The organism is Halocatena marina (assembly GCF_023276375.1).
Lineage (GTDB): Archaea > Halobacteriota > Halobacteria > Halobacteriales > Haloarculaceae > Halocatena > Halocatena marina.
This window is the reverse complement of record NZ_JALLPK010000001.1, coordinates 750,813-771,374: the sequence shown is the minus strand read 5'-3', so window position 1 is coordinate 771,374 and position 20,562 is coordinate 750,813. Positions and strand designations below refer to the sequence as shown.

The 20,562-nt window shown below is 53.8% G+C and carries 20 protein-coding genes; 10 read left to right on the top strand and 10 right to left on the bottom strand.

The annotated features are described in order from the left end of the window. Positions 1 to 233 precede the first annotated feature (233 nt). Positions 234 to 2,510, top strand: a complete 2,277-nt coding sequence (locus tag MW898_RS03760; protein ID WP_248904673.1) for a M6 family metallopeptidase — start codon at positions 234 to 236, stop codon at positions 2,508 to 2,510. A gap of 43 nt (positions 2,511 to 2,553) precedes the next feature. Here MW898_RS03760 and MW898_RS03755 read toward each other — a convergent pair whose 3' ends face one another. After that, positions 2,554 to 3,000: a DoxX family protein gene (locus MW898_RS03755; RefSeq protein WP_248904671.1), complete on the bottom strand. Its 447-nt coding sequence runs from the start codon at positions 2,998 to 3,000 to the stop codon at positions 2,554 to 2,556. A 179-nt stretch (positions 3,001 to 3,179) separates the two neighbouring features. On the opposite strand from MW898_RS03755, the gene MW898_RS03750 reads away from it, so the two are divergent. Then, positions 3,180 to 4,016 carry an alpha/beta fold hydrolase gene (locus tag MW898_RS03750; RefSeq protein ID WP_248904669.1) on the top strand — a complete coding sequence of 279 codons (837 nt, stop codon included), beginning with the start codon at positions 3,180 to 3,182 and terminating at the stop codon, positions 4,014 to 4,016. Positions 4,017 to 4,086: 70 nt separating this feature from the next. Here MW898_RS03750 and MW898_RS03745 read toward each other — a convergent pair whose 3' ends face one another. The 3 genes from MW898_RS03745 to MW898_RS03735 form a co-directional block, all read right to left on the bottom strand. Next, positions 4,087 to 6,825, bottom strand: a complete 2,739-nt coding sequence (locus MW898_RS03745) for a TRAP transporter permease (RefSeq protein WP_248904667.1) — start codon at positions 6,823 to 6,825, stop codon at positions 4,087 to 4,089. A gap of 1 nt (position 6,826) precedes the next feature. Beyond that, on the bottom strand, positions 6,827 to 7,375 hold the full coding sequence (locus MW898_RS03740; RefSeq protein WP_248904664.1) for a DUF1850 domain-containing protein: 549 nt from the start codon (positions 7,373 to 7,375) through the stop codon (positions 6,827 to 6,829). Between the two features lie 132 nt (positions 7,376 to 7,507). Further along, positions 7,508 to 8,545 carry a TAXI family TRAP transporter solute-binding subunit gene (locus tag MW898_RS03735; RefSeq protein WP_248904662.1) on the bottom strand — a complete coding sequence of 346 codons (1,038 nt, stop codon included), beginning with the start codon at positions 8,543 to 8,545 and terminating at the stop codon, positions 7,508 to 7,510. Positions 8,546 to 8,760: 215 nt separating this feature from the next. Between MW898_RS03735 and MW898_RS03730 the strand changes: the two genes are divergently transcribed. From MW898_RS03730 to MW898_RS03700, 7 genes are all read left to right on the top strand, one after another. Further along, entirely contained in the window at positions 8,761 to 10,146 is a 1,386-nt protein-coding gene (locus MW898_RS03730; protein ID WP_248904661.1) for a dihydrolipoyl dehydrogenase family protein, read from the top strand. A 65-nt stretch (positions 10,147 to 10,211) separates the two neighbouring features. Then, the gene (locus MW898_RS03725; RefSeq protein ID WP_248904659.1) at positions 10,212 to 10,664 is read left to right on the top strand and encodes a ferritin-like domain-containing protein; all 453 of its coding nucleotides are present in this window, start codon (positions 10,212 to 10,214) and stop codon (positions 10,662 to 10,664) included. 250 nt (positions 10,665 to 10,914) lie between these two features. Continuing rightward, positions 10,915 to 11,067 (top strand): hypothetical protein, encoded by a 153-nt coding sequence (locus MW898_RS03720; protein WP_248904656.1) that lies wholly within the window; start codon positions 10,915 to 10,917, stop codon positions 11,065 to 11,067. Then, complete coding sequence (locus MW898_RS03715; protein ID WP_248904654.1) at positions 11,064 to 11,312, top strand: hypothetical protein; 249 nt, start codon at positions 11,064 to 11,066, stop codon at positions 11,310 to 11,312. The genes MW898_RS03720 and MW898_RS03715 overlap by 4 nt, the downstream gene beginning before the upstream one ends. A gap of 32 nt (positions 11,313 to 11,344) precedes the next feature. Further along, positions 11,345 to 11,773: a hypothetical protein gene (locus tag MW898_RS03710; protein WP_248904652.1), complete on the top strand. Its 429-nt coding sequence runs from the start codon at positions 11,345 to 11,347 to the stop codon at positions 11,771 to 11,773. A 189-nt stretch (positions 11,774 to 11,962) separates the two neighbouring features. Continuing rightward, positions 11,963 to 13,144 carry an ABC transporter substrate-binding protein gene (locus MW898_RS03705; protein ID WP_248904649.1) on the top strand — a complete coding sequence of 394 codons (1,182 nt, stop codon included), beginning with the start codon at positions 11,963 to 11,965 and terminating at the stop codon, positions 13,142 to 13,144. A gap of 2 nt (positions 13,145 to 13,146) precedes the next feature. Continuing rightward, entirely contained in the window at positions 13,147 to 14,319 is a 1,173-nt protein-coding gene (locus MW898_RS03700) for an ABC transporter substrate-binding protein (protein ID WP_248904648.1), read from the top strand. A 150-nt stretch (positions 14,320 to 14,469) separates the two neighbouring features. Here MW898_RS03700 and MW898_RS03695 read toward each other — a convergent pair whose 3' ends face one another. From MW898_RS03695 to MW898_RS03685, 3 genes are all read right to left on the bottom strand, one after another. Further along, the gene (locus tag MW898_RS03695; protein ID WP_248904647.1) at positions 14,470 to 15,741 is read right to left on the bottom strand and encodes an alkaline phosphatase family protein; all 1,272 of its coding nucleotides are present in this window, start codon (positions 15,739 to 15,741) and stop codon (positions 14,470 to 14,472) included. A gap of 255 nt (positions 15,742 to 15,996) precedes the next feature. Then, a complete protein-coding gene (locus MW898_RS03690) occupies positions 15,997 to 16,866 on the bottom strand; it encodes a DUF7847 domain-containing protein (RefSeq protein WP_248904646.1) in 870 nt (289 codons plus the stop codon). A 288-nt stretch (positions 16,867 to 17,154) separates the two neighbouring features. Next, positions 17,155 to 18,072 carry a DNA-3-methyladenine glycosylase family protein gene (locus MW898_RS03685; protein ID WP_248904645.1) on the bottom strand — a complete coding sequence of 306 codons (918 nt, stop codon included), beginning with the start codon at positions 18,070 to 18,072 and terminating at the stop codon, positions 17,155 to 17,157. Between the two features lie 80 nt (positions 18,073 to 18,152). Here MW898_RS03685 and MW898_RS03680 point away from each other — a divergent pair, with 80 nt between their 5' ends. After that, the gene (locus tag MW898_RS03680) at positions 18,153 to 18,614 is read left to right on the top strand and encodes a DUF555 domain-containing protein (protein ID WP_248904644.1); all 462 of its coding nucleotides are present in this window, start codon (positions 18,153 to 18,155) and stop codon (positions 18,612 to 18,614) included. 70 nt (positions 18,615 to 18,684) lie between these two features. Here MW898_RS03680 and MW898_RS03675 read toward each other — a convergent pair whose 3' ends face one another. The 3 genes from MW898_RS03675 to MW898_RS03665 form a co-directional block, all read right to left on the bottom strand. Beyond that, entirely contained in the window at positions 18,685 to 18,924 is a 240-nt protein-coding gene (locus MW898_RS03675; protein WP_248904643.1) for a UPF0058 family protein, read from the bottom strand. Positions 18,925 to 19,133: 209 nt separating this feature from the next. Further along, positions 19,134 to 19,316, bottom strand: coding sequence for a DUF7836 family putative zinc-binding protein (locus tag MW898_RS03670; RefSeq protein ID WP_248904641.1), 183 nt, complete (start codon positions 19,314 to 19,316; stop codon positions 19,134 to 19,136). 71 nt (positions 19,317 to 19,387) lie between these two features. After that, on the bottom strand, positions 19,388 to 20,368 hold the full coding sequence (locus tag MW898_RS03665; protein ID WP_248904639.1) for a transcription initiation factor IIB: 981 nt from the start codon (positions 20,366 to 20,368) through the stop codon (positions 19,388 to 19,390). Between the last annotated feature and the right edge of the window lie 194 nt (positions 20,369 to 20,562).

The following is a 20,562-nucleotide window of genomic DNA, read 5'->3' as shown; positions in this document are numbered from 1 at the left end:
ACGATGTTCAATGACCACGAAGCCATCTGTCAAACACATAATCGTGTGCTCATTCGTCCAAAACCGATGTTCGAATTTTTGGAATTTCTCCCACGATAGTAATCATAACCGATCTTGAACATCGTGCATTTTCATATCTCAAATACACATCAATATACCTAAATTGTTGGATAAACCTAATATAAAAGAGGGATGATTATAAATATCTTCTTTGATTTGAGATGGATACCGCTATGAGGATTCTACCGATCTTCGTGACGGCGTTGGTCGTACTATCCGGCTCAGTTGCATGGGTTGGTGCTCCGGCCATCGCAACCTCTCAGATAGAATTAACAGATGAAGATACAACAAAATCAATCTCTCAAGAGACAGACATAACGCAAACTTCGACGGAGGAAAATGAGACAACTAATGAGAATGACAACCCTCAGGAATATCAACCGAGAGAAGTGAGATCAAGTGAGTTACAAAATTTTACGCTCGATCGATCGTCTGTTCCGGAGACGATTGGCAGTCCCAGTTCGCGGGATATTGAGGCTAAAAATTCCCGTCCAGCAATCGGGACAACAAAAGTTTTCCCCGCACTGAACTACGACACAGGACAGTATTATATCAAAGAATATACACTCCGAGCCTACAGCGAGCATGGAGCTATCTGGGTTGCAGACAATCTCTCGTGGCCGACAAACGACTCCCGAGAGAATCCAAATATGACGGATGCGCAGGTCGATTATCTTGCCGAAGAGTTCGAAAATAACATCTATCAATCAGACGTGGAACTCTTCGGAGAACCAGATAAGCGCTACGGGACTGATGCAGAACTCTCTCAAGATGGTGTCGTCCCGGAGAACTACTACCAATCATCAGATAACAAGAGCCGGAATATAGTCCTCGTAGATAACATTCGTGATAAGAACTACTTCAACGAGAGCTATCCACTCTATACCGCCGGGTTCTACTCATCGGTCATCGAAGACTACACAGATCGTAACGTTCTCACCATGGACGCATACAATTGGGACAATCGACTTGGTCCGAAAGATGCTCCGTGGCGATCTGATGAGAATGGGAGCGCTACCGCCATTGAAGGAACGCTCACGCATGAATTCCAGCATTTGATCCACAGTGACCGTGATGCCGATGAGCTATCGTGGGTCAACGAAGGACTCTCAGAGTATGCAGAGTACGCCGCTGGCTACGGAATGCCTGAGGGACACGTCAACGCCTTTGAGGAACATCCCGGAAACTCGCTCGTCGAATGGGGCGATCAAGGGGAACTCAACATCCTCGCAGATTACGGCGTTGCCGGATTGTTCCAGATGTATTTGGATCAACGATACGGTGATTCGTTTATTAAAAATCTCGTCCGTGATCAGGACAACGGCATTGTGAGCGTCGAAAACACACTTCAAGAAGAACAAACAGGAACTGATTTTTACAGCCTGCATCAGGACTTTTCGACGGCACTCGTCCTCGATAGCTTGGACGATCCGTTGCGGCCGAGACCATCTCGGTATCAGTTCGAAGAGATCGACCTGAACGTGAATACGAGTGGGACGAACAACCGTACTGCGGCATGGGGGAGTTCGTACAACACACTCACTCCCGATCGAGAGCCAATGGTCACATTCAGCGCTGACGGTATCGATTTCAAGCCGACAGCATGGGATACCGTCTCTGCCCCGGGGAACGGTACGAGTTCGAACTCAGGTGATACTGTGCTATGGGGCAACGAAGGCGACCTCACGGACAACTTCGCGGTCATTGAAGCAGATCTCCGCGGTACCGAGTCGCCGACGTTGACGTTCGATACGTACTACGACATTGAGCGGGGCTGGGACTACGGATTCGTGCAGGTCTCGACTGACGGTGGCGAGACGTGGACCTCGCTGTCGAACGAGAACACGAGCGATTACCTTGCTTCGCCTGATAGCGCCTACCCTCCGATCGCCGAGAATCGACCAGGATTCACCGGTGATACCGGCGGCGAGTGGGTCAACGAATCGTTCGATCTCTCATCGTACAGCGGTCAGGAGGTTCTCATCGCGTTCCGACAAACGACCGACTACGCTGTCAACGGAAATTCGAGCTCAATCCCAGGAACTGGCTGGTATCTCCGAGACATCTCGGTACCAGCGGCCAACATCAGCTACGATGGGACGAGCACTGAGCCGTTCCAGAGTCTTAGTGAAGTTCGAAACGAGTACGTCAACCATCAGTTCACGTTCATTGGCGTTACTGAGAACGACCTGTATCGAGTCAAGCAACTGGATCAACAGACGTTCGAGAATGGTTCAGAGGAACTGAATCGATTCCTCCGCGCACCGATCTACGACCGGATCATCTTCACATCGACGTGGGCCGCCCGCCCCGGAAAGACAGGGACAGTCCCGTACAGCTATGATCCCACCTACCTCGACGAATTCATTGACGACCGCTTTGACGATCGGAGACACGGCACAGATCGGGAACGGCCGTCTACATCCGAGACAGAGGAAACAGCAGCGTAGATCGTCTCATCTGCTATTTTTCGACATACACACAGCGCCTCATTCAGCTGCCTGCAGACAGCGGCCAGTCGGGTTCTCCATCGAAGAAAATCTGAGTGACTGAGAGTTTTCCCGAGCCACTCACGACGAGAGCCAGCGCCAGCAACAAGAGCACGAGGGTGTACTCGTACCCCCCTCCCGAGTTCGAGAATCCGTTCGGAAGATGAACGAAAGCCGTTGCGATGAGCATATTGAGTGCGATTCCGAGCGCGGCGTACCGTGTGAACAGACCGACCAACACGAGTATCCCGCCACCGAACTCGATAAGCGCAGCGAGCCACGCGAGGACCGAAGCAGCCGGGAAGCCGATACCGGCGATGGCTCCCGCAAAATCCGAAATTGGCATCGCAGACGGCCCGGCTCCGAACAACTTCCCAGCCCCGTGAACAATCATAACGATCCCCAGTGCTAACCGTGTGAAGATTGGACTCCACGTATCAGTGTTACTCACGTGTATATGAATCAATTAGAGCATGACTATTATACCTTGAGACGGAGGCAAGCGACTAATTTCATCAAAATAACATAGTGTATGACAAACAGATAGCACTGATAGTTTCCAAAGGAACCGCACAAACCCAAGACGAAATAGCCGAGATTATTTCTACACGTCTGGATATAGTAGCCAGTATGGAACATCGATTCGTCACGGTCGATGGCACCGAGCTTCATTACTCAGAGTGGGGAGACGAAACCGCACCACCAGTGGTATGTGCACACGGACTGTCACGCGTCGGGCGTGATTTTGATCCAATCGCTCGCAGTCTCTCCGATACGTATCGCGTTCTCTGCCCGGACCTTCCCGGACGCGGATTGAGCGAATGGTACGGTGATCCAGCGGGGTATTCGAACCAAGCGATGGTTGAGCTGCTAACCGAATTCTGTGACGTGCTTGATCTCGAATCGATCCGTTGGATCGGGACCTCTATGGGCGGTGGACTCGGTATGGCACTCGCCGGGGGGCCGCTCGCCGACCGCATTACGCACCTCGTTGTGAACGACATTAGTCCTGACCCAGTACAGGACGCTGATGAGGAGGCGCTCGGTCGGATCATCAAATACGTTCCTCATCCGCCAACCGTAAGCACAGTCACCGAACTGGAAGCATACTACAGAGAGACGTACGGACCATTTTTCAGCGAAATGACGGATTCGGAGTGGCGACGATTCACCGTTACGTCCGCACGGCGTACCGACGACGGACGGATCACCCCTGCCTACGATCCACGGATCATCGAATCACTCGATGAAGATGCGTCGGGAGATCCGTGGACGGTCTGGGAATCGATTTCTGCGGCTATCTGCATCGTTTACGGTACGGATTCGAAGATTCTCCCGCGTGAACCGCTCGAAGCAATGCTCGAACACCAACCAACCGCTCGAACGGTCGAAGTCGACTGTGGACACGCCCCAGCGTTGAACGTCGACGAACAGAGAGAACCGATAGCTGAGTTCTTCTCCGAATGATCGGGCACCGGTAGCGATCTTCGAGAGCAAGAGCAAAAGCAAGAACAACAATCGGATACCTAGAAGATGCTCAGTCCGTCGTGGATTCTGGGGTTGAGATGGATCCGTGCTCTTCGGCGCTCCGGCGATTCTGTAGCACAAGCGCAATGAATAGCACTGCTCCGACGGCACGGAGCGCGAGCTCGGTGAATGGCGGGGTTATCACCGCGAACGGGGTCAGAACGTCGAATAGCGTCGTGGACAAGTTGAACAGCGCCAGCGGTGTCATCAGCAAGAGCGCTGTGAGCGCGAACAACGCTCGTCCGCTGGGGGAGACGTCCGTATAGAAGTATCCGATGATCGTTGGCCCGAGCGCAAGCACACCAGTGAACAGACAGATGATCGGAATCGCTACCTCGGGCACGAAATACCCGAAGTCAAGGACATCGGCGAGTCCGATGATGTGCGCCTCGCCATTTTCAGTGGGTCGCAGCAGGAGGAGACCGGGCGTGAGCGCGAACGCGAAGGGGACGATTGCCTTGTTGAGTGACAGCGAGAATGCTTCGACCCCCGTCGAGAACGGATCAGACTTGGCAATTCCAGACGCCGCATAGGCAGCGACAGCAACAGGGGGTGTAATATCTGCAATCACACCGAAATAAAGAATGAACAGATGTGCTGCGAGAAGTGGCATTGAGCTGCTTTCGATGATCGCTGGTGCGAGCACCGCTGCGAGCAGAATATACGTCGCGGTCGTCGGCACACCCATCCCGAGAATGATCGCTGCAATGGCCGTAATGATGAGTAACAAGACGAGCGATCCACCCGCGAGCGTCTTGATGAACGTCGTGAGGTTCGGAGCAAGTCCCGTCGCGCTAAGTACGCCCGGGACGATACCGACGGCTGCGACAGCGATGACGACAGGAGTTGCTGTTCGAGCACCGTGCTCCATCGATCGAAGCACGAACGCACCGAACCGGTATGCGTTGTTCTCTGAGAGCGACGGTCGACTGAGTGCGTCCGCGGTCGCCTCGCCACCCTCGTCGACAGCCTCGTCGTAGTCGAGCCACGGCGTATCGAGGGATGGTCGAACAAGAAGTGTCACAGCACTTATAGTAATGGCGATCGTTCCGAGTTTCTCGGCAGCGGCAGCGAGTGCTGGATAGACAGATTGGCCGGAGCCACCACTTCCGAGTAAGAGACCAGCGAGACCGGTTCCAACGAGGAGGTTGGCGATGAATTCGAGGAGGAACAGACCGACGATTCCTGCAAAGAGGGGTCGTTTGGTGCGGTCGTTGTAGACGGCGACGACCGCGATGACTGCGATGATCGCGACGATCGAAAACCACGCAGAACGAGCGACGGATAGTCGTGCGATAATCAGGTAGTAGAGCAGTGCTGTAATCGGTAGGAGGTAGAACCATCCTTTTCTGAGGTGTGGTCGTAACGCGATAGCACTGGATTCATCTATCTGTGTGATACCTGCCTTCGAGGCTTCGAGATGGACCATCACCCAGACGCCAAAGAAGAACACGATGGCTGGCACGGCAGCAGCAGCGATGACGTTAGCGTACGGCGTTGTGGTGTACTCGACGATCAGAAAGGCCGCTGCGCCCATCACTGGTGGGAGGATCTGTCCGCCAGAAGACGCGGAGGCTTCGACTGCACCAGCGAACTCCGATCGATAGCCAGAGCGCTTCATGAGCGGAATCGTGAACGCACCCGTCGTTACGGTGTTTGCGATCGACGAACCAGAGATGGCTCCCATGAAGCCTGAGGAGAGCACACTCGCCTTCGCTGGGCCACCTTTTCGCTTACCAGTGACGGCGTACGCAAAGTCGATAAACCACTGACCAGCCCCGCTCATTTCGAGAAACGCCCCGAAGAGAATGAAGATGTAGATGAACTGTACTGATACGGTTACGGGAATACCGAAAACGCCGTTTTCAGTGTTGTACCAGAAGTTCTGAATGATCGTTCCCCAGTCGCCGGGTTGAATCCAGAGGATGTCGATGTAAGGGACGATGATCCCGAAACCGAATGGCGTGCTGATGATTCCGTCAGACGGAATCAGATACCCGTACTTTGCGTAGACGATGAATGTGACGACGATCAGCGTGAGATAGATTCCGAGCGATCTCCGGGTTGCCTCAAGCACGAGGAGCACGCCAGCCGCACCGAGGAGAAAGGCGACGGACATCGTATCAAGCGCGATTCCGAGCGACGAGATCACGTCGACAACCGGCGCGAGCGCCGGGACGAACTCGCCAATTGTTCGGGCAGAATCGATCCCGAGGACGCGTATTTGCCGGATTTCGTCGAACGACGTGAGCATATACAGTCCTGCGAGGATTGCAATGCCCATACAGACGATATCAACTGGTGTTACCCGCTCGCGGTTGGGGTCCATGAACAGCCAGCGGACGATACTGCGTACTCCTCGCATTGTTCGTGTTACTGGATTCTTGGCCCCGAAGCGACGTTCGAGCGCCGGGACGACGCGTCCGAGACGTCGTGCAACCGGCCCGTTCCCCGTCGACGGTGGATAGAGGAGAAACGCCAACAACAGCGCAAAGATCACGTGAATAGCGTTGACTTGCAACAGCTGTAGGGCCGCAAGCTTGATCTGACCGATGCCCGGTATCGTGACGGCAAAGATGAATCCCCGAGCAGCGAGCCACATCTGGAACGCCGAAAAGGCGATTGCGGTGATGATGACAACGAGCGAAGCGATTCCTCGTGGTGATCGGCGTCGTTCGAGTTCGTCGATCAGTTCCTGTTGTTCTTCCTCGGAGAGGCGATCGGCCTCATCAGTCGGTAGTGTACTCATATCAGATTTGATGGGATGAGATAGTGTTAGTGTGATTATCGAGCGCGTCGAGCGCAGCTCTCAGTGCCGATCTCCGTTCGACAGAGAGTCGAACCGCACGCGCATCGGAGAGCGCTACGAGATCGTACGTGCTGTTTCGGACATGAAGCGTATGACCAGCGATTCGGCCGGGCTTGACTACGAATTCGTCGCTCGCAAAGGCCGGATCGAAGGCGAACGTTTCGTTGTCGGTCGAGACTGGGACAGCTGCGGGTAAGCCCCAGCCGTAGGTCTCGAACTCCATGCGTGTCATTACAAGACGATCACCCTGTACAGCGTACACGTCGAGAACGCGTGATTTCTCGACGCTGTGGGTGTACTCGATTGCGACGACAGTTCCATTTTCGACCGGCATACTGCGGAGCTGCTCTCCTGTTTTTGCATCCGAAACGACGAGCACGCGATCGGCTGGGGTGGCCGCTGCGACAGCGCCTGCGATGAGCACGACTAGACAAACGACCACGATCCAGACACCGAATCTGCGAGCACGTGTCGCTTGTTCCGGTCTCATACTCCCGTGCGCATTCGAGTGTAGCGCTCAGGTCCGGACTCGCATTCGTATTCGTGTTCGTGTTCGTCTGTCCGAAAGCGATCAGATGGCTCGTATGACCCGTGCTGTGTGCCGTTCCGGAACACGTTGCGCTCAGTTGAGACTGTTGTTTCCACTGCTCGTTCCCGTCTTTCCGAAGTACGCCTTCGCACCCGGATGGAGGGGAATGGACATACCGTCTTGTGCGGAGTCTACGGAGATGAATTCCTGTTTGTTGCTAACCTTATCGAGGTTGTCGAAGATCGCGGCTGTAACGTCTTGGACGGCCTGCTTGGGAGTCTGTTTGACGGTGGCGATCATCGCCTGGACAGCAACGGTCGGGACCGGATTCTGTATTCCACTGTACGTCCCACCGGGGATTTTGTCCTCGGCGAAGTACGATCCCGAGTTGAGGACTTTCTTGCGTGCATTCCCTTCGATCGGGACGATCGTGATGTTCGTGTTCGTTGCAAGATCCTCGATCGCACCAACCGGCCAACCGCCGACGATGAACGCTGCGTCGATGTCGCCGTTCTGAATCTGTTCGGCTGCTTGCGAAAAGCTCGCGTTCTGCTCGTTGTAATCGTTGATTCCGACCGCTTTCAGGATCTGCTTGGCGTCGACCTGTGTCCCGCTGCCGAGGTCGCCGGTGTTGATCGTCGCTCCTTGGAGATCCGTTATCGAGGAGATATTGCTTCCTCCTTGCGCGATGACTTGTATCGTTTCGGGATAGAGTGTTGCAACGCCCCGAAGGTCAGGAACACTGTTGCCTTCGAATTCCTTGATTCCGGTTCCTTTGTGTGCAAAATAGGCAACATCGTTCTGAATCAGCGCGAAGTCTGCTTTACCGGAAGCGAGACTACCGACGTTTTCGACGCTCGCACCCGTCGATCGAACTTGCAACGAGTACTTCGTATTCGACTGGACGATATCCTTGAACTGATTCGATAGCGGATAGTACGTGCCGCCAGTACCCCCAGCGTCCCACGTGAGCTGGTTTCCACCGCTGCCACCGCTCTTATCTCCACTCGATTTGTCAGTCCCAGTGTTTTTGTCACTACCCTCGGTATCACTCGTGATACAACCGGCAGTGCTCGCAAGCCCCGCCATTCCAACCGCTGTTAGAAATTCGCGTCGATTATAGGATGGCATGACAGGATGTTTTCTTCCAACTTAATAAACGTCTCTTTCACAACCGGCAACATATGCCGTCTCGATCTCTGTGCCGGAGCCACATTGGCCAGTATACTGGAACGATTATTGGTAGTCAACGTCATCGAGATAGTTTCAGTTCATTGGTGTATTCGCGGTGGAATCCCGCTAGCGGCGAACTAATATACGCACACCGCACCTCAGTTACTGCTGCAATGTCGGAGTTCGATCTCATCGTGTTCGGCGGAGGCACTGGCAACACAGTCGCATCGGCAGCGGCCGCCGACGGACGAGAGACAGCGCTCATCGAGAAGGGACCACTTGGTGGCTTGTGTCTCAATCGGGGGTGTAATCCGTCGAAGATGCTCATCCAACACGCGAATCTCGTGAACCGGATTCGGGATGCCGACCAGTTTGGAATCGATGCGAGCATCGACGACGTTCGCTTTGCCGAGTTCGTTCGGGAGGTGAACGCGGAACTCGCCGACACGGCCGACGAAATCCGAGCGAACAAGCAAAGCGAGGAGAATCTCACGTTGTTTCAAGAAGAGGCCCGCTTCGTCGATGATCGTACGATTGAACTCACGGCTACCGGCGAGAGACACACGGCCGACAAGGTCGTTATTGCAGCCGGAAGCCACCCGATCGTTCCTGGTGCGATCGATGGTCTCACTGACAGCGACTACCTCACGAGCGACGACGCGCTCACATTAGAAGAGCGACCGGAACGGCTCGTGATTCTCGGTGGGGGATACATCGCCGCGGAACTCGGCTACTACTTTGGGTCGTTCGGTGTCGATGTGGCGCTGATCGAGATGATGGATACGCTCGTTCCCCGTGAGGACAGTGAAATCGCCGAATCGTTCACCGAAATCGCCCGTGAACGCCACGACGTATTCACTGGGTATCGAGCCACGAGCGTTGTCGAATCAGAAAACACGATCACAGTTACCGCTGAATCAGAGGACGAAGACGAAATCGAAGTGCAAGGCGATGCACTCCTCGTTGCGCTCGGTCGTCAACCAAATACGGATAGAATCGGTCTCGACGCAACGAACGTCTCGACGAACGAAGACGGGTTCATCGAGACCGACGACTCTCTCCAAACGAGCGTCGAGAACGTCTGGGCAATGGGCGATATCGCCGATAACGGGATGTTCAAACACTCCGGAGACTACGAGGGAGAGGTCGTAATCGACACCGTCGTCCACGGGAAGCGACGAACGACCGATTTCACCGGGCTTCCCCATGCAGTCTTCACTGAACCACAGATCGGGGCAGTCGGGAAAACGGAATCAGAGCTTGAGGACGACGATCAAGAGTATGTCGTCGGATGTGCCGAATTCACAGATACCGCGATGTCACGGGCGCTAAAGCTCGACCATGGGTTCGTCAAACTGCTTACTGATCCCGAAACACGAGACATCCTCGGCTGTCATATCCTCGGGTACGAAGCATCGATGCTCATCCACGAAATCACGCCTGCCTTTCAGTACGGTATAACAGTCGATGAGCTCCAAAACACACTGATCCACGTCCATCCCGCAATGAATAAGGTCATCATGAAGGCGTGCAAGGACGTGCACGCACCGAATCAGTGACAGCGCTGGATCGGTCTCTGTCGACCCCTACCACTAAGGCTCTTGGTCGTGTATAGACACACTGTATGACCAATGAACAGGTAGTCGAGCTTTTGCAAAGCGCTTACAACGATGAAATCGAGACGGTGATGAACTACCTGACGAACGCGGTCGTCCTCGACGGCGTCAGCGCAGAAGAGGTCAAAGAGAGCCTCCGCTCCGATGCAAAACGAGAAGAACTCGGACACGCCGAGCGAATCGGGGAGCGCTTGAAAGAACTCGACGCTCAGCCACCGGCGTCGTTCGATTTCGAACCACAACAGGAATCACTCCAACCACCAGAGGATACGGCCGATGTGCTCTCAGTGATCGATGGTGTGATTGAGTACGAGGAAGAAGCGATCGAGACGTACCGATCGCTCGTTGATGCCGCCAGAGAAGCGGACGATCCAGTGACCGAAGACCTCGCTATCAGCATCCTAAGTGACGAGGAATCACACCGAACCGAGTTTCGAAGCTTCCGGAAGGGCTACGACTGAGCGGCGAACGGCGTCTTGGGAGACCCACTCGTTGAAATAGAAGTAGTGGAGAAATGCGATTAGCAGTGCCACGCTGTTAGCGCGTTCTCCATCATACCGTTGGTCTCAGCGCTGACGTTTCACATTCTTGTTCTTGGGTGAATACAGTGTGATCACCGGAACTAGTTCTTATGTCTCGAAAGGTGGCTGAGTATGCTGTCCGTCATCTAAAATCGGAATCACTATTATTGTTTAGGCCAGCCTAAAACACATGGCCACAGAGATCGTCACGCACGATGCACTCCCACAGAGACACCATCAGAGGCGGGCCACGCCCACCGAAAGACCGTCTCCGAACCCCCGAATGAGTGTACTCAATCGCCTGCACATGGCGGATATCGCCAGTAAGGATGTCAGGCAATGACGAAAAAGAACCACCCACTGAATTTGAATTCAAAAATGTGTAGTGTTGGCATCGACGAATCCGCGTCACCACATTACCAGACGTGGTCCGACGAACGACTGATCGATGGCTACCGACGCAATAGCGTTCTACTCCGAGAATACAACACAGATCTCCGGACTATCCAGACCCTCTGTTCTATTGAGGAACAGCTTCGTGCCCGAAACATCGATCCGGAGAAGATCATCAAAGATTTGATCGAGTGACCGATTATCGACGCGCCTTGACTTTCTAGAGAGTGAGATCGGAGGGGGTTGATGGCGTCGAGTCGACATCCATGTTATCCAAAAATATCGAGGGAGCCGACGAATACGATGATTTTGATGGGTTAACAGCTTCATCGATCAAAGCAGCCATAATGTTTCGGCGAGAATCGGAATTTTCGGGAGACTGGGCGCACCGCGACCGGTGGCGTGAGTACTACGAGCACGAGGCCGACGACAATCACGATCTGAGTGATGAACGATTCGTAGAACTGCGTGAACAGTATATCGACCGGGCGTTCGAAACGAGTTGCTCCACTACTGCGGTCGAGAATCAATCTAAAGCGGGCCTCCAACAACTCGTCGAGGAAATTGGGACCGATCAGATATTGGACGCGCTGGACGACGATGCGATCCGTAAGTACGCAGCAAACGGAGACCTGATCAAGACGGATCACGATTGACGAGATGATCGCACGTACTTAGTACGGGTGTCCGACTCAGACATCGATCAGTCATATCTGTCTGCATCTCACACGACAAGGAGACTGGATCACAGTATCACACCAACGCCCGCACTTTCACTAAGTGACGATTTTTTGGCTAACCTAACAATCGAAACGGCTTTGTGTATTTAGGTGAGCCTAAACCATATGGTAAACGGTACAGAACTCGAAATACCGACGCGGCGCGACTACCTGAAGTACGGTGGCACTCTCATCGGTGGCTGTCTACTTGCGGGCTGTGCTGGTAACAATAGCTCCGAATCACCGTCGACTACGAACAAGACGGTGATGGCGACAGACAGCGACACCGAAAATACAGACGAGACAGCTGCAGGTTCCTCATACTCAGTGACGATGGAGCCAGTTGGGTCAGTTACGTTCGATGACGTCCCAGAAACGTGGTTCTCGTTTACCGGTGACTATGCGGATATGGGTGTCGCACTGGGCCAAAGCGACGGACTGTCTGCCATTGGTCATCGCGCTCGATTTGGGTCGCACGTCTACGAGGCAATACCTGGCGTTTCAGTCGACAAGAGCAAACTTACGCAGCTCTGGCAGGATGGCACCGGGAAGGAGGTCTTCTACGAACTTGATGTCGATATCCACCTCATCGATCCGAACTTCATGGTGAACCGACTTCAGTGGAATCAGGACGATGTCACGGAGATTCGTGATACTGTCGCACCATTCATCGGGAATACGATCTTTTCTCGTGTCTACAACTGGCACGATTACGCCGACTACACGATGTATGAGGCCTTCGAGAAGGTCGCGCAAGTGTTTCAGGAGCAGGCACGCTACGAGGCGTTCAAGCAGTATCACGATGAGGTGCTCACAGACGTAGAGAAACGCCTCCCGAATGAGCAACCCAATATTGCTGTTCTGTATCCTGCGGAAGTGCCGCCAGAATCATTCTACCCGTATCGGATTGGAAAAGGAACCCAATCCAAGCACTGGAATGAGCTGAACGTTCGGGACGCATTAGCGCAGAATGACATCACAGACGCGCAAGCAGGCGGTGCTACAATCGATTATGAAACCCTGCTGGAGCTCGATCCAGATATCCTCGCAATCAGACTTCAAGGCGAAATCACGCAGAAATACATCGACGAAAAGATCGTTCCACATTTGCAGAACCACGAGATAGCGAGCAAACTTCGAGCTGTTCAGAATGATCGCGTCATCTACGGTGGGCTGACGTATCAAGGACCTATTATTCATCTCTTTCAGCTCGAACAGGCCGCTCAGAGACTTTACCCGGACGTATTCGGTGGTAATCAGTTGTTCGACCGCCAGCGGGTTGCTGATATCATCACTGAGGGTTCGTGATCATGGAGACCAATAATACGACACGGAGTGGGAAACTGACACGGCGAGACTGTGTCAAGTACGGTGGAGCAGCGATCGTCAGTGGACTGTTCGCCGGATGTGTTGGCGATTCGGGGAACGGACCGTCAACTGCGGCAAACAATGCTACAGCGACCAGTTCCTATTCAGTCACAATGGAACCGGTCGGTGAAATTTCATTCGAGTCGGTTCCTGAACGGTGGATCGCTTACGACGGTGGGTACGCAGATATGGGCGTCGCACTTGGGAAGGCAAGCGGGATTACCGGCATCGGAAACGCCGACCGCTATTACACCGCTATCTACGACGAGCTGCCTGGCGTGAGCGTCGATCGAGATCAAATCGAGGCAAACCCAGAAATCCGAACCAAAGAGCAGTTCTACGAGCTTGACAACGATGTTCACTTGTACGATCCACAGATGCTCATCAACTGGTTCGAGTGGAATCAGTCGGACGTTGATGAAATCGCTAGTAACGTTGCACCATTTTTCTGTAATTTGATCTTCCGTCGGTCCGATGAATGGCACGATTACCGCTACTACACGATGTATGAGGCCTTCGAGAAGATTGCAGAGCTCTTCCACGAGCAGGAGCGGTATCGGGCGTTCAAGCAGCTTCATGACGATTATACTGCGGAGATTCGGACGCGACTCCCGCCCGCCGATAAGCGACCGAGCGTGTTTCTCACCTACGAAGGAACGACAGAACCGAAGACCTTCTCACCGTACCGACTCGACGACAAGGGAACGAGCAAGAAACAGTGGCGTCTTCTCGGCGCTACCGACGCGCTCGCGGGGACTGCTATCGAGAATCTCAGCACCAGCAACCGCAGCGAACTCGACTACGAGAACCTGCTCGAAATCGATCCAGACGTGATTCTCATCCGCGGTCACGAGCGAAAGTCAGTGTCCGAATTCCGCAAGACAGTACTCGATTATATGCAGAACCATCCCGTTGGTAGCGAGTTAACGGCCGTGCAGAACGGACGCGTATACCGTGGTGGCTACCTCAACCAAGGGCCAATCCACAATCTGTTTCTTACTGAACGTGGCGCACAGCAGTTGTATCCTGATGTCTTCGGGGAAGTGACAAGCAATGAGAAATTGTTCGATCGACAGCGAGTCGCAGACATCGTCAACGGCGATTTTGACGGGTGAGAGAATAGGAACGCGACGAAAGAACCAGCCCAACAAGAGTACTGTGTACGGTGACGTAGTCATCTAAGAGGGACCCATCGCAGAGTAGGCGCATACACACATGAAACGAGTGTCCAAGAGACCTCTACTCCGTCTCTGGTAGCTATCATCTCACTCCTGTAGGGCGTCGATCCGTGCGGCAGCGAAGGGAATCAGCATCTCATCAGGATGCAGCCCACCGTGCATCCCGACCTTCGTGAGAGGGTCGTCGGCATCACGTGCGAATCCCGTTCGAGGCACCACAAGCACATCTGGACACCGCCGCTTGAATCGCTCGCTTGGCTCTCGATCGCCAAAGAGGTCTTCGTCGATGATCCGCTCGCGATCGAGCACGAGCGGGTCAAGTGGTGTGAGACAGTCTTCGAGGGCCGTATGTAGCGCGTTTCGGTGGCCTTCACGGGCATGAAACTGGAGATTACGCGGACCGCCAACTACTGGAATTGGGTTTCCCTGCTCGTCCCGCTGGAGATGTCTGTCAAGGTCGAATGAGCCACTGTTGATCCGCTCAGGAGGGATCGTATCAATTTCTCCGTGATCGGCCAGCACGAGCAGTAGTGTGCGCTCGGCGACCGTGGGATCGAGTTTTTCGACAATCTCTCGCTCGATAGCGCGACAAACGCTTGCGAGCTGGGCATCAGTTTCCTCGTGAACGACGCCGTGTGTATGAGAAAATGTGTCCACGTGTGAGAGATAGCAGTAACAGTACGTCGGTTCTGTCGTCCCTTCCAATTGCGCACGCACTCGGTAGGCAGCCTGTGCGGAATTTTCGTAATTTACGAGTTTGGCCCCGCGAGTAACCTGCGCGTTATACGGGTTTTCGTTGATTCTCGCGGGCTGAATGAGAACCGAGCGGGCGTCGAGACGTTCGTAGAGTGTCGATTCATCGATCAGATCGGCAGGGTCTGGGTTGGTACGGACCTCACCGAGCGGTGTGTGCTCGTGGTCAGTGAACGGAAGTGTCTGGATGTATCCACCGAGCGACGGAACGTGAGCATCCCAACCCAGTACACCGTGTTCAACCGGTTGATGACCAGTGTGAATCGTGGAGACCGCAGCCGCGGTTTCGCTTGGATAGCCCGCCGTCAATGGCGTGACCGTCGCATGCTCGGTCAATCGGGTTAGAAACGAGTGATCATGCCGAACGCGCTGAAAGTGGTTCCAGCCGAATCCGTCGATGAATGCGAGTACAACGTGGTCGAACTCTGTCATAACACCGTCGAAAACAGCATCAGGAAGTGGACGGACGGCCTTCGAACCATTACCGAACAGTGACAGCACGGTATCAGGAACATTGGCGAAGCAGTAGTCATTCCATGCAGGCCGGATACATTCTGGTGCGATTGTCTCAGCCCGAAGGGTATCGGCGAGCGCTTCATGAAGCATACTAATTACTCACCAATCAAGTGACTAAAATACACTGCAGCGAGCACGAACCAAGATGAAACTTCGCCGGTTACATCAGCCAAGTCACTGTATCGGAGGTGATATTTGAACCGTCTCTTGGCGAGGAGGTTTCTATAGCTGTATTACGTTTATGCATCACTGAGACAGGAAAACGACCCGCAGCGACAGCACTACGCAGCCGGAGGTGGTACAATCGTCGTGGTTGTCGACACATTTCGAACCCGAACGACACCGTCAATCCTCTCGCCGCGACGCACCAGCAATCGGAATGACGGTGTCATTGTGGACGGCGACGTACGCACGTGCCATGATCGCCAATATCGTCATTTGCACGATGGCTGTTTCGACGAAGATGAGACTCTGAGCCCATACTTGATCAAGTCGAACGAAAACGAGCATCAGTACACCTGTTTGGATGAGAGTCGGAACTAGCGAAAGGAGCAGGAGGCGAACACGGTGTCCGCGACACTGTCGCCAGCTGCCCACAATCGCTTGAATCAGATTTCGGTCTTTGACGGCAATCTCTTGACCGACAAAAAGCAAACTCACACCGAGGAAAGCGCTCGGGAGAAGAAGAATGAGAACGAATAGTCCGATCCCACTATTCCCTAACCAACTCCCAAGCATCCACGACTGCGTTGGTGCGTCCATCACAGCGAACAGAATGAGCATGCCGGGCAACAAACACACGAGTCCAGTGACTCCGACGAGAATGGAAACGAACCACGAACCGAGAAGGCTGTGTAGTGTTGCCCACCCCATATTGTGAAAGATGAACTCCTCGGGGATACGATCGGTGTGTCTACTCACCATGGTTCTGATGGCGACAATCTGTACGGGGATTGTGAAAATACCGCCCGTAACGCTTGCAAGGAGAACCGCAGGAACAGCCACGAAGCTAGGAAGCGCTGTACCCGGCGTTGGACCAGCCGGTGTGGATGCCAGGGCATTGCTCCCGAGCGGAACATACATCGCCGAGATGATCCAGACGAAGCCACCCTGAAATAAGCTGATAAGGGCAAACGTCCCGATCAGGATGGCTCCGTTGCGCGAACGGACGAGAGAGAGACCGGATCGAAGCGTCTCCCGGAGGGTAAACGCCATACTATCTACAGGAACACCCTCTGATTAACACTTTCCGCTTAGAGATGCTTTTGCTCCGAGTATCGTCCATTTCGGTTCGTTTTTGACACATGGAAAAATTAGTGGAAATGGCCAGTACGCCGCTGTGAGCCCCGGATACCCGTAGTCAACGGGACCGGATGCCCGCACTCATACGTATTCTCGTGAAGAGCATATAAACGACACATTGTTTTCCAGACGTGAAAACGGGCCCAATGCTTAAGGCTATGGGACTGTATCGGAGGATTTCAAAAGATTCTGATCTGTCGTCTATTCGCTTGGTGACTCATTCGCTCGTAGGTAGTGAAACACGTACGTCTGTGCGTAGCCAGCGTATGTTCCACCAAAGCGTTCTCGGATCGCTCGTGAAGTTTCAGCGTAGCTCCCGCGATCGCACTCAGGGTAGTGATCAGCGATTGCCCCACGGATCCATGTATCGAGCGGAACAGCTTCGAGGTAATTGAGCGAGAAGAGGAGGACACAATCGGCGACTTTCTCTCCAACACCAACAAAGCGAGTGAGATACTCACGTGCCGCTTCGTAGTCCATTCCGATGGCGTCCTCGGGATGTGCCTCACCAGCTGCAACCATTTTGGCTGTCGACGCGACGTACGGTGCGCGGTATCCGAGCTTCAGCTCTCGGAGCTCCGATTCAGTCGCTGTGGCGAGTTGCTCTGCGGTCGGAAAGGCGTGGTACGTCATCCCGTCGAATTTGATCGTGTCGCCGAACTTTCGAGCAAGTGCGCGCTGCATGCCGTGGATGCGCGAGACTCGCATCTGTGCCGAACAAATAAACGAAATGAGCGTCGGAAATGGTGGATCACGAACGAGACGCATTCCACGATACGTCTCATACGCTGTCCGGACGAGTGAATCATCGACCGTCTCGGATATGATCGCTTCAAGATCATCATCGAGTCGCAACAGCTGAACAAGGGCGTCACGGGCGTCAAACGTCGCCTCCCATTCGAGTCGATGGTCATGTTGGCGGACACGAACAACGGATGGTTCGCCATTCGTCGGGCGCGAAAAGGCGGTGTAGTACCAGGCAGTCCCACCATACGCAGGCGTTTCCTCGTACATCCGCCCATCGTCGCGCGACCACATGTAACTCTGTCCGCTCTCGATGGTCGATTGGAGGTCGAAGTCACCGGGTATCGAATCAAGAGAAATGAAACCCTGTTCCATCACCCAACAGGATGACCGACGAAGGTTTCGAGCTTTCGATCGAGGCGAAGGTTCATACGGTCAGACAGCGAAGTGTATCTATGGACTGTCGCGTCGTCGTCGAGGCGGCGATACCCGTCTACGATGTCGGTTCTGCCGATGAAGCTGTGCGCATAGCGATCTCAAAAACCGGAGACATGCTCAATCCCGACCTCAACTACGTCGAAATATCCATGGGCACACGAGCATGTCCACACTGTGAAGAGGAGATTGATCCTGCGTTCGTCGCCGCAGACGAGGCGCTCGTCTCACTCGAACTCGAAATGACAGTGTTCAACGTTGAAGATGAAGAACACGCCTCGCGGATTGCTCGCAAAGAGATCGGCCAGCGAATGCAAAAGGTGCCACTCGATATTGTTGAGGTCGACGTCATCGAAGATGACTCCGAAGAGATCGACGATTCCCAAGCAGACACCGATGAGAGCACCGAGTCAACAACTGAATCGGACGCATCAGATGAAGATATTCTTCCCGAGTTTCAGGACCTCATCGGAGAGAAATAGTCGACACTTTCGAGAGCAAGAGATAATTGTCATTCAGCAGTAATTGATCGGAGAACGCGCACTGACGAGATCAGTCGGCGGCTGCCGAGATGGGCTGCTCGTCTTCGACAGCAACTATTTCATCGGTGATTCCTGTGGCCAGCATAAAAACAGCCTCCTTGTGATCGGTTTTTGATTTGTGTATAGATGTCGGTTGAACCCCAAGTTCCTCGTACTTGGTGTGATCAATTGTATTCTCACTTCGAAGTTCGTAGTGATTGGATACCTCTGCAAGCAGACCGTGAAGGTGGATCAGTTCCTGCTTTTTCATGGTCGAAAACAGATAGTGACTGGGGGCATATAGTATTACCTTGAGTCACGTTATCACGTGTCGGCGATAGAGCGTCTCTGCCGGCCACTCAAGAGGGTTTCATACTTCTGCCGAATAACCACTGGAAAGAAAAATGATCGGTTCAGTAAACAGTGTATATCTGTTAGCTTGCGAATGAAAGTCGTTACTTTCTTAAAGTAAAATTAGTATCAACCTAATGTCTTGAGCGTCTCAAGATCGCGTTCAGTGCGTGTGAACTCCGACATTCGCCGACCTGCGTGACAGCCAGGACAGTGAAACTCTTCGCTTGGTTCCGGAAGATCGTTGGGAGATGCTTCCCACCGTTTGCCACATTCGGGACAGAGTAATCTCACGTACGTTTCAGTCGGCATACTCGAACGATGCGGTTGCCAGTGGTAAAAAGCTTGACCACCGTCGATCGAGTCAGCAATCAAACGGTAGATTAGACTGCCGGATGGGCATCCGCTTCCAGAATCTCCTTATAGCGGTTTCGAATGGTGACCTCAGAGATATTGGCAACATCCGACACTTGGCTCTGGGTGACTTTCTGGTTGCACAGCAGCGAGGCAGCGTAGATGGCCGCCGCCGCCAGACCGACTGGACTCTTGCCACTCAGTATTCCTGCATCGCGTGCGTTGCCGATCAGATCCCGTGCGCGACGGGTGACCTCCTCAGGGAGATCGAGATCGCTCGCAAATCGGGGGACGTAGCTCTCCGGATCGGCAGGTTTGATCTCGAGGTTGAGCTGGCGCACGACGTACCGGTACGTGCGGGTCAACTCCATCTTATCCACTCGTGAGACCATCGTGATCTCATCGAGGCTTCTTGGGGTACCAGCCTGCCGGGCAGCAGCGTAGAGTGCGGCCGTCGAAACGCCCTCAATGCTTCGGCCGGGCAAGAGGTTCTCGGCAAGCGCGCGTCTGTAGATGACGCTCGCAGTCTCTCGAACGGTCTCGGGAAGACCGAGTGCGCTAGCCATGCGATCGATTTCGCCGAGTGCCTGTTTCAGGTTGCGCTCTTTGGAGTCCCGTGTGCGGAATCGTTCGTTCCACGTGCGCAGACGCTGCATCTTCTGACGTTGACGCGAAGACAGGGAATTGCCGTATGCGTCTTTGTCCTGCCAGCCGATATTCGTCGACAGGCCCTTGTCGTGCATCATCGTGGTGGTCGGCGCACCAACCCGGCTCTTCTGATCTTTCTCAGCGGCGTCGAACGCGCGCCACTCCGGCCCACGGTCGATCGAGTCCTCCTCAACAACCAGTCCACACTCTCCACAGACAGTCTCTCCGTGTTCGTTATCGCTCATCAGTCGGCCACCGCACTCCGGACAAGCGGAAGTCGACTCGTGCTCACGCTCGTGTTCCTCTTCGGACGAGGATTCAGTCGTCTCTTCTGTGTATGTTCGAATTGTTGAATCGCTCATGGTTACACCTGATGCGCGGCTCGCGGGCAAATAAATCGAGAACCCGTCTCCGCACAATCTGCTTACCCGCAGTAAGTCCGTAAAGTATAAAAATGTTTCGTCGCTGCCGCGGCCAAAACCATACGAAGGCAGTACAATAACCTTCAGTTATTGTATCTGTCAGAGGTATCTCTCGATCGGCCGTGCCACACACT